Raw genomic sequence first — 10,113 nt, 5'->3', positions numbered from 1 at the left:
GTCAAATATTTTAGATATAGTTAAAACAAAACTTATTCAAGCTTCAACTGATACTACTTCACAAGAAGGTAGAGAAGCAATTGGTAAAGATATTGATAAACTATTATCTCAGTTAAATAATATTGCTAGTCAAACAAACTATAATGGAACAAACCTTTTACAAGGTTCAGCAGCAAGTGCAGCAGCAACGCAATTAACGTTCCAAATGGGTGAAACTAGTTCTGATACTATTAAAACTAGTACTGGTGTTCAAGCAAATACTAGTGGATTAAGTTTAGCTGGTGTACAAACTGCAGCTGCAGCTGGGGATTCAGCTAACTTTAGTGCAGGAAATGCAAGAAGTGCTTTAACTACACTAGATACTGCACTTAATACACTAAATGGATGGAGAGCAGACTTCGGTTCTACTCAAAACCAATTAGAGTCAGCGGTTAGAAACCAAATGACACAGCAAACAAATATTAAAGCTGCTGAGTCAGTAATTAGAGATGTTGATTATGCACAAGAGAGTGCAAACTTCAACAAACAAAATATTATCGCACAAGCTGGTACTTATGCAATGAGTCAAGCTAATGCAACACAACAAAACGTTCTAAGATTACTTCAGTAATCTAAACCATAGTATAGAAGTTGTTTCAACTCAAACTTGAACTTCAATAATACAAATACTATAAACTTTAATATCCTTAAGATTTAATCCTTAAGGATATTAGTTTATTAAAAGCTTTTTTGGTATAAATTAAGTACAATTTATATTAATTTAATAAAAGGCAAATGATGCAAGATGAATTTGAAAATTTAAGTGAAATGCTTAATGTACAATTTCTTAAAAACTTAAAATTTCTACAAGACAATCACAAAAAAACTTTTGAAAAAGTAAATAAACTTACCTATGAAATAGAGAATAATATATATGAAGAAAGATATGCTTTAGAATTCAAACAAGAAGGCTATTTTGATATTTTAGATCTTAAAACAAATAAATTTCTATATGGCTTTAATAGTTATACTGAAGCAGAAAAAAGAAAAGAAATAGTTGATTTTTCATCTAAACATTCTTTAAATCTTTTAAGAGTTGACCCAAAAGATAATAAACTTGCTTTAATGACTACATTAGGTGAGTTAAACCCATTAGTAAATTTCATGAATAGCATTATAGATTTTAAGAATATTACTTTTTCAAAGATTTTTAAATTTATTTTTATTGGAGTTGGAGCAGGTATTCACATAAATGAAATTTATAAAAAAATTGACTCTATGAATACCTTAATTATTGAACCAAATTTAGAGATTTTTAGACTATCTATGTTTTTGTTAGACTACTCTACTTTTGAAAAAAATAATAAAAAATTATTTTTAAGTGTAGCAGATGATGCTTTTCAAAGAGAATATGTAATATCAAAATTTGATAGGCATCATAATTATATGAACTATAATATAAAATATCATCTTTTTTCCCTTGAACAAGAGTATATTTTACAAGAAATAATTGACTTCTTTTCACACAATTTTTCACTTTCATTCTCATATAATGCTACATTACAAGTTGTTGCAAGAACTATTAAAATCATCTCATTGAAACATAAATTTCTAAAGAAAAGTCTTTTATTTAATAATCCTATTTTAAAAAATAAAAAAGTTCTAATTGTTAGTGCTGGACCTTCTATTGATGAAAGAATTGACTGGATTTATGAAAATCAAGATAAGTTTATAATTGTTTGTGTAGATATTATTCTAAAAAAACTTGAAAAAAATAATATCGTGCCTGATATTGTAGTTTCTATTGACCCCTCACATTTAGTTGCAAACTTTTTTGATACACAAAATAAAGAATTCTTAAAAAATAGTGCAATAATCTTTCTTACTCAACAACATGATGATGTTTTAGAAAAAGTTAAAGATTTAAATATCTATTTTTCACAAGTATTACCTGTATCTGAAGAACCTGAATATTACTTTTCTGTTCCAAATGTAGGAACCTTCTCTTTTGCAATTTCATTATTTTTAGGAGCAAATGAGTTATATTTAGTGGGAAGTGATGCTGCATTCAATCAAAAAACAGGTAGTAGATATGCAAAAGACAACTCTAGAACAGTAATGGATAAACTTCAACCTTCAAAAAAGGACAGTAAAGGTATTTCTGATGAAGATATATTAGAAGTAAAAGGTAATTTAAAAAATAGTGTAAAAACAAACAGAGAACTTTATAGATTTAAAAAAGATTATGAACTATTTATATTTGACTACAAAAAAACAAATACAAGAGAATTTACAGCTTATAATTTATCAAATGGTGCGTATATTGAAGGATTGATTCCTCTAAATCCAAAAGATATAGATACAAAAAAGATACCAAAAAAGAGTTTTAATAAATCAATTCTTGAAAAAGTAACAATTACTATAGATAATTTGAATTTAAAAAAAGATAGTAATTTACTCTTAGCAATTATTCAAAAAGTAAAAAAATTCCAAAAAATTGATTATAAAACAAAAGATGAATTTTTACAAAAAAAACTTGATTTAATGATTTGGATTCTTGAACAAAAAAAAGAGATGAGTAATGCTACATATGGAAAGTTATTTTTACAATTTATTGAATTAATTGATACTTATATAAATTATGTATTAAATATTGAACAAAAAAAACTTCAAGATATGAATACTATTAATTATCTAAAAAATTACTGGTGTGAAGCATTAATCTTACTAACAAAAAGAATGAAAGCTATGACTGATATAAAGGATTAAAATGTCAATTTTAGATTTTTGTATAGATAAAAACTCAACAATAAAAGATGCATTAAAAAAAATTGATAAAAATAAAAAAGGATTTTTAGTAGTTATTGATAAAAAATCTAAAGTTTTGGGAATAACAACAGAAGGTGATATAAGAAGAGATTTAATAAAGAATCTTAATATTAATAAAGAAATAACTTTTAATGAAGAGTTTATAAAAATTTTTGACAATGAAAGTTTTAATTTATTATTTGAGTACTTTAAATCTGAAAAAATAAACTATATTCCTGTTGTATCAGATAAAATGGAACTAGTAAATATTATCTCTAAAAAACAGTTTCATGTAATGCTTTTAAAAGATATGGAATACAACTTAAAACATCTTCCAAGAGTAAATGAAAATGAATTGGATTTTGAAGTTTTTCCTAGACCTTGGGGTTTTTATAAAAGTACTTTATTAGCCCAACATGTGCAGTCAAAAATAATTACTGTTTTTCCTAAAGGTGAACTTAGTTTACAAAAACACAAAAGAAGAGAAGAACACTGGATAATCATAAAAGGAGAAGGTACTTTTATATTAGAAGATTCAACTTTAAAAGTAGAACAAGGAAGATATGTATATATTCCAAAAGGATGTAAACATAAAATAATAAATAGTTCAACAAAAGAGAATTTAATTTTTGCAGAGGTACAACTTGGTGATTATTTTGGAGAAGATGATATTATAAGATATGAAGATAAATATGGAAGGACTTAATAAAATGAATTTTAAATATGACTATAAAAAACCAAAAATTATTGCAGAAATTGGTTGTAATCACAAAGGAGAAATGCAAATTGCAAAAGAGTTAATAGACTTAGCAAAAAATGCAGGTGCTAAATATGTTAAATTCCAAAAAAGAAATAATAAGGAATTATTGACAAAAGAGCAATACAACGCGCCCCACCCAGTTGCTAAAAACTCTTATGGAAAAACATATGGAGAACATAGAGAGTTTTTAGAGTTTACAAAAGAACAACATAAACAATTAAAAGAGTATTGTGATAGTATTGATATGATTTATAGTACTTCTGTATGGGATGTAACAAGTGCTAAAGAGATGGCTAGTTTTAATCCTGAGTTTTTAAAAGTTCCTTCAGCATGTAATAATAATTTTGAAATGTTAAAAGTATTAAGAGATGAGTATAAAGGACAAATTCAATTATCTATTGGAATGACAACAAAAAATGAAATTGAACAAATAGTTAAATTTTTTGAAGAGACAAACCAAGCGAAATCTAGGCTTTTAATATACTCTTGTACATCTGGTTATCCTGTTCCTGCAAAGGATGTGTCATTATTAGAGATTAATTGGTTATATGAAAATTATGGCAATAGAGTAAATGAAATAGGCTTTTCAGGTCACCATTTAGGAGTTGCTTTAGATATTGCTGCTTACACTTTAGGTGCTAGATGGATAGAAAGACACTTTACTAAAGATAAAACATGGAAAGGTACAGACCATGGAGCTTCTCTTGAACCAAATGAGTTAAATGATTTAGTAATTGCACTAAATGATACTTATGAAGCTTTGACATTTAAAAAAGATGAAATTTTAGAAATTGAACAAGTTCAAAGAGATAAACTAAAAAATAGAAAGTAGTAAAAATGGAAATAAATAACTTTAATATAGAAAAAATGTTTGATTATGAAAATGCTTTTTATGCAACTTCGACAGAGTCAAGATTTGGTAAATTATTAGCTCACTATGAACTTTACAAAAAAATAACTACTCTTCCAGGAGATATTGTAGAATGTGGTTTATTTAAAGGAAATTCTTTTTTTAGATTTGCCCATTTTAGAGACTTACTGGAAGCAAAAAACTCAAGAAAACTAGTAGGATTTGATATATTTGGAGCATTCCCTAAAACAGAGTTTGAAGAAGATAAAAAATATCTTGATAATTTTGTAAATAGTGCAGGTGAAAATAGTATTAAATTAGAAGAACTTGAAAAGATAATGAAATATAAAAATATTGAGAACTATGAGTTTGTAAAAGGTGATATTAATTTAACTGTTCCAGAATATTGTAAGAAGAACACACATCAAAAAATTGCCCTTTTACATATTGATACTGATGTTTATGAACCTGCTGTTACTATTTTAGAAAACATGTATACAAGAGTTATTAAAGGTGGTGTAATTATTTTTGATGATTATGGCACATTTCCAGGTGAAACTAAAGCGGTTGATGATTTCTTTAAAGATAAAAAAGAGTCTATACAAAAACTTCCACTTAGTTTAACTCCTTCATTCATAATAAAGGAATAAATATTGACTTGTTCTTTATGTAATAGCATTAACTATAAATCTAGACCAGGTAGTGTTAGGGACAATAAAAAATTAAAGATTTTCGAATGTTGTGAATGCGGACTTGTTTTTTTATCTGAAAGCACTCATATAAATGAGAATTTTTATGAAGAATCAAATATGCATAAAAACTTTGATTTTTCAAAATGGAGAAAAGAAACCTTTGAAGATGATACTAGAAGATTCTCTTTTTTAAAAAATTCATTATTAAATAAAAAAGTTTTAGACTTTGGAAGTGGAAATGGTGGATTTTTAAAACTTGCAAAAGAAGTTTGTAAAGAAGTTACAGGAGTAGAGTTAGAAAAAGCTGTTACTCCTTTTTATATTGAAGATAAAATAAATATAAAAAACAATCTTGATAATATAAACTCAAAATTTGATATTATTACTTCTTTTCATGTAATAGAACATATAAAAGAGCCTCTTGAAATCTTAGAAAAATTAAAGTTATTATTAGAAGATGAGGGAAAACTAATAATTGAAGTCCCAAATGCAAATGATGCTTTACTTACAATATATAAAAGTGAGCCTTTTTCACATTTTACTTATTGGAGTTGTCACTTATATTTATATACTTCACATACTTTAAATCTTTTGGCAAAAAAAACAGGATTAAAAGTGGAATTTATAAAACATATTCAAAGATATCCATTATCAAATCATCTTTATTGGCTTAGTAAAGGAAAGCCAGCAGGTCATGTAAAATGGGGAAATTTCTTAGACTCAGAAGAACTAAGTAAAGCTTATGAGAATCAACTAGCATCACTTCAAGCAACAGATACAATAATTGCTTGTTTTATTAAGGAAGATAAATGAATATAGCATTTATTCCACTTAGATGTGGAAGCAAATCAATTCCATTTAAAAATATTAAAGAATTCTGTGGAAAACCATTAGTTTATTGGAATTTGAAAGCTATTGAAGAGTCTAAATACATAGATACTGTTTATGTAGCAACTGATTGTAAAGAAGTTGTTGATACTATTGAAGAGTTTAATTTTAAAAAAGTAAAAATCTATATTAGAGAAGCTAAAAACGCACAAGATACTTCACCAACTGAAGATGTTATGCTTGAGTTTTTAACAAAACAAAAACAAAATGACAAAGACCTATTTTTATTAGTTCAAGCTACATCTCCTATCACACAAAGTTATGATTTTGATAATGCAATAAAACAGTTAAAAAAATCAAAAAAAGACTCTTTACTTACTGTTGTAAATGAAAAAAGATTTTTTTGGAATAAAGATGGAACTGCTTTAAATTATGACTACAAAAACAGACCAAGAAGACAAGACTTTGAAGGTTTTTTTTTAGAAAATGGAGCTTTTTATATAAATAGTGTAGAAAATATCTTAAAATATAAAAATAGACTTTCAGGAGAGATTGATTTATACGTGATGCATGATTATACTTCAATTGAGATTGATGAACCACTTGATTGGCATATTGCAGAAGCGTATATGAAAGAACATATCTTAAACTCTCAAGAAAAATTAGAAAAAAAAGAGATAAAACTATTTCTATCAGATGTTGATGGAACATTAACTGATGCTGGAATGTATTATGATATTTATGGTAATGAGCTTAAAAAATTCAATACACATGATGGCAAAGGTTTTGAACTTCTAAGAAATAAAGGTATAAAAACTGGTCTTATTACAAGTGAAAAAACAAAAATAGTAGAAAATAGAGCAAAAAAACTAAAAATAGACTATTTGTATCAAGATGTTGGATACAAAGGGAAATTAGAAGTAGCAAAAGAAATTTGTGAAAAAGAGAATATTTCTTTAAAAGAAGTAGCTTATATAGGTGATGATATAAATTGCAAAGAACTACTACAAAATGTGGGAATTGCTGCTTGTCCAGCTAATTCACAAAAAGAGATAAAAAATATAAAAAATATTAAGCAATTAAATAAATGTGGTGGGGATGGAGCAGTTAGAGAGTTTATCAACTACTTACTATTGTAAAGGAATAAAATGGAGTTTAAGGAATTTACAAAAGAGTATATTAATACTTTGTATAAGACATTAAATAATTTAAACTTAGATTGTTTAAAAGAGTTAGAAGAGTTATTACGTTCAACAAAAGGTAGAGTATTTATAATTGGCAATGGTGGAAGTTCAGCTACTGCTTCACATATGGCAAATGATTTAAGTGTAGGTTTAAAACGAAGAAATAGACTTAATTTAGATGTTATTAGTTTAGCTGACAACTCTGCAGTAAACTTTGCATTAGCAAATGATATTGGTTTTGAAAATGTATTTTATATGCAATTAAAAGATATTATAAAAAAAGATGATATTTTAATTGCTATATCATGTAGTGGAACTTCAGCGAATATAATAAAAGCAGTTAAATATGCAAAAAAACAAAATGCAATAATTGTTGGTTTTAGTGGCTTTGAAGGAGGAGATTTAAAAAATTTATCTGATATAAAAATTCATGTCGAAACTACAAAAGGAGAATATGGAATTGTTGAAGATGTACATATGATACTTAATCACATCTTATTCTCTTATTTAAAAAAGGAGTATAAATGATACAGTATTTTGATACATACTTTTTAGATGCAAGCAAAGCATTAGAAGAAGCAAAAAAATGCAATAAAATAATTGGTCAAAATCCTAGAATAACATTTGACCAAATATGTTACTATAATGCAGAAAAAGAATTAAAAAATGCACCTTCAAACTGTATCTTTGTACCTTTTGAGAATGTTTATAACTATTTTGTAACAACAAAAAATAGAAGACCTACAAAATTAAATTATGATAATATAGAAATTTCTCAAGAAGAACGAAAAGAGTTTACAAAAGCCTTTATAGATATTTTAGAACAAGTTGAAAAAGAAAGAGAAGCGTTAGCAGAAATCTATAAAAAACAAATACAAAATTTTAAACCTAATTTTCAGGATAAAAAACTAAGAGTATTAATACCTTCAAATAAAGAAACTACTGTTATGAAACATATTTCTAAAAATATTGCAAATGCATTTGAACAAACAGGGAAATATGAAGTTTGCCATTTAATTCAAGAAAATGATATGCAAGATATGGATTATCTGATTTATTATCACAAAGTTGATGAATTTAAACCCCATATAACTTTTAACATAAATCATATGAACAATGAATTTTTAAATGAGTATGTATATAACTTCATATGGTTTCAAGATGCTATGGAAATAGTTACAAATAATGAACCACTAAATCAAAGAAAAAGAGACCATATACTTTGTCTTTTACCTGGAATAAAAAATGTATTAGAAAACAAAGGAGCTAAAAATACTCAACTTCAAGATTTTTGTATAGACACTTCTATTTATAAAAAAAGACCTGAAATAAAAAAAGAGAAAAAAGTAGTTTTTATAGGAGGTTCGTATAAAAACAATACTATGCCATATGAAAATGCTTTAAAGTTAAATAATATAGAAGAAACTATATCAGAAGAAACAAAAGAAGATATTATTCAAGAACTTTTGGATATTTATAAAACTCAAGGTACTTTTTATCTTGAGCAAATAAAGTTTTTAGCTAGAAAATTTAAATGTTCAATTCAATATTTTAATAGTTATGCCATACCATTAGTTATTAGAGATTATACTCTTTTAGAATTAGTAAAAAATAACATAGATTATGAACTAGAAATTTATGGTTGGGGATGGGAAGAGTATGAAGAACTAAAGCCATACTATAAAGGAGTATTAAATTATGGTGAAGATATTTCTAAAGTATATAATAGTGCAACCTATGCAATAGTGACACATCCTAGTTATACAATACAACAAAGAACATTAGAATCACTCGCAAGTAATTGTACTGCTTTAGTTTATGATTGCACAAAGAATTATTTACTTGAAGGAGAATCATATAAAGATGAATTTTTATTATTTAAAAACCTTGAAGAATTATTTAAAATACTAAAAGAAGAGCCTAAAGTAAAAATTTCAAAAAAATTAATAGAAGAGTTTTCATACGCAAATTTAGTAAATAAAGTTGAAAAAACCATTTTAGAGGATACAAATAGTGAAAAATAAACACTTAATTTTAATTCCTCCAAATGGAAGATTTAAAAAACAAGATTTTTCCTTATTTAGAATTATTAAGTGGCTTAAAAACTTTGAAAATATTAAAATCTCTTTAATTTATATAGAAGATGGAAATATCAATAAAAATCTAAAAGATTTTATAAATATTTATAAAGTAAAAGATGAAGAAGAAATATTTAATATAATAAAACTTTTAGATTATGATTTTATTTTCCATAGAAGTTGGATGGGTGCTTATTACTTTGCAGCAAAACTTGTAAAAACTTTTGACAATGTTTTGATTAATATAAAAGATTGGAACTTTGCAGAAAAAGAAATTTATGAATATCTGTTTCAAAATAACAAAGATTATGAAAGTATTGAATATATTTTTAAAAATTGTGATAATATTCTTTCTCACTTTACAAAAGAACAAGCAAAATTGTGGGCAAAAGAGTATAATACAAACAAAAATAAATTTAAGTTTTTTCCTGAATACTGTAATAAAAAAAGCTTTAATAATAAACCAAAAATTAAATATTCAAAAAATGTAAAACTAGTATATGCAGGGAAAATACCTTCATCTTGCTTGGCAGAAGATTATTTTCCAGGGAAAGCTCATTTAAGATCAATTAAAAAGTTAACAAAACAAAAAATTAATATTGATTTTGTTTTACCCCCTGATGTTTATGAAGATTTTACCACTTCAAAAAAGCTTTATTTAGATTTTATTTATGAAAATAAAATGAATAAAAGATTTAATTTAAAAAAAGGAAAAATTCTTAATTCTCAAATCTTAAATAAGTACCATTTTGGTTTTTTTGAACTAGAGGCTTCAGGAATAAATCATGAGCTTTATAAATATGCTATTACTAGTAAATTTGCATTCTACTTAGAGTGTGGGATTCCTATTTTAATAAATGAAAAATTCCACTCAATAGCAAAGATAGTAAAAAAATATAATTTAGGAATAATATTTAATAATAATGATTTAGAA

Annotated in this window: 10 protein-coding genes; all 10 read left to right on the top strand. The window is 25.5% G+C overall.

Annotated features, from left to right (window positions below):
• A partial coding sequence (locus CP960_RS13165; protein WP_101185933.1) for a flagellin occupies positions 1-610 on the top strand: 610 nt, incomplete at its 5' end.
• 167 nt (positions 611-777) lie between these two features.
• Complete coding sequence (locus CP960_RS13160) at positions 778-2,748, top strand: motility associated factor glycosyltransferase family protein (protein ID WP_162919102.1); 1,971 nt, start codon at positions 778-780, stop codon at positions 2,746-2,748.
• Between the two features lies 1 nt (position 2,749).
• On the top strand, positions 2,750-3,493 hold the full coding sequence (locus tag CP960_RS13155; protein ID WP_228152086.1) for a CBS domain-containing protein: 744 nt from the start codon (positions 2,750-2,752) through the stop codon (positions 3,491-3,493).
• 4 nt (positions 3,494-3,497) lie between these two features.
• Positions 3,498-4,379 carry an N-acetylneuraminate synthase family protein gene (locus tag CP960_RS13150; RefSeq protein ID WP_101185934.1) on the top strand — a complete coding sequence of 294 codons (882 nt, stop codon included), beginning with the start codon at positions 3,498-3,500 and terminating at the stop codon, positions 4,377-4,379.
• Between the two features lie 5 nt (positions 4,380-4,384).
• Positions 4,385-5,047 carry a TylF/MycF/NovP-related O-methyltransferase gene (locus CP960_RS13145; protein WP_101185930.1) on the top strand — a complete coding sequence of 221 codons (663 nt, stop codon included), beginning with the start codon at positions 4,385-4,387 and terminating at the stop codon, positions 5,045-5,047.
• 3 nt (positions 5,048-5,050) lie between these two features.
• Entirely contained in the window at positions 5,051-5,902 is an 852-nt protein-coding gene (locus CP960_RS13140; protein ID WP_101185929.1) for a class I SAM-dependent methyltransferase, read from the top strand.
• On the top strand, positions 5,899-7,056 hold the full coding sequence (locus CP960_RS13135) for an acylneuraminate cytidylyltransferase (RefSeq protein ID WP_101185928.1): 1,158 nt from the start codon (positions 5,899-5,901) through the stop codon (positions 7,054-7,056). Before CP960_RS13140 ends, CP960_RS13135 begins: the two co-directional genes overlap by 4 nt.
• A 9-nt stretch (positions 7,057-7,065) precedes the next feature.
• The gene (locus tag CP960_RS13130) at positions 7,066-7,629 is read left to right on the top strand and encodes an SIS domain-containing protein (protein WP_101185927.1); all 564 of its coding nucleotides are present in this window, start codon (positions 7,066-7,068) and stop codon (positions 7,627-7,629) included.
• The gene (locus CP960_RS13125) at positions 7,626-9,125 is read left to right on the top strand and encodes a glycosyltransferase family protein (protein ID WP_101185926.1); all 1,500 of its coding nucleotides are present in this window, start codon (positions 7,626-7,628) and stop codon (positions 9,123-9,125) included. The genes CP960_RS13130 and CP960_RS13125 overlap by 4 nt, the downstream gene beginning before the upstream one ends.
• Positions 9,115-10,113 (top strand): glycosyltransferase family 4 protein (locus CP960_RS13120; RefSeq protein WP_165777370.1); only part of this gene is annotated, 999 nt, incomplete at its 3' end. The genes CP960_RS13125 and CP960_RS13120, both read left to right, overlap by 11 nt.

The sequence above is a fragment of the Malaciobacter halophilus genome (assembly GCF_002837275.1).
GTDB classification, from domain to species: Bacteria; Campylobacterota; Campylobacteria; order Campylobacterales; family Arcobacteraceae; genus Malaciobacter; species Malaciobacter halophilus.
This window is presented reverse-complemented; position numbering and strand designations above follow the sequence as displayed.

Coding starts and splice junctions, on each gene's coding strand:
- CP960_RS13160 (WP_162919102.1), top strand. CDS start 778: ATGCAAGATGAATTTGAAAATTTAAGTGAAATGCTTAATGTACAATTT.
- CP960_RS13155 (WP_228152086.1), top strand. CDS start 2,750: ATGTCAATTTTAGATTTTTGTATAGATAAAAACTCAACAATAAAAGAT.
- CP960_RS13150 (WP_101185934.1), top strand. CDS start 3,498: ATGAATTTTAAATATGACTATAAAAAACCAAAAATTATTGCAGAAATT.
- CP960_RS13145 (WP_101185930.1), top strand. CDS start 4,385: ATGGAAATAAATAACTTTAATATAGAAAAAATGTTTGATTATGAAAAT.
- CP960_RS13135 (WP_101185928.1), top strand. CDS start 5,899: ATGAATATAGCATTTATTCCACTTAGATGTGGAAGCAAATCAATTCCA.
- CP960_RS13130 (WP_101185927.1), top strand. CDS start 7,066: ATGGAGTTTAAGGAATTTACAAAAGAGTATATTAATACTTTGTATAAG.
- CP960_RS13125 (WP_101185926.1), top strand. CDS start 7,626: ATGATACAGTATTTTGATACATACTTTTTAGATGCAAGCAAAGCATTA.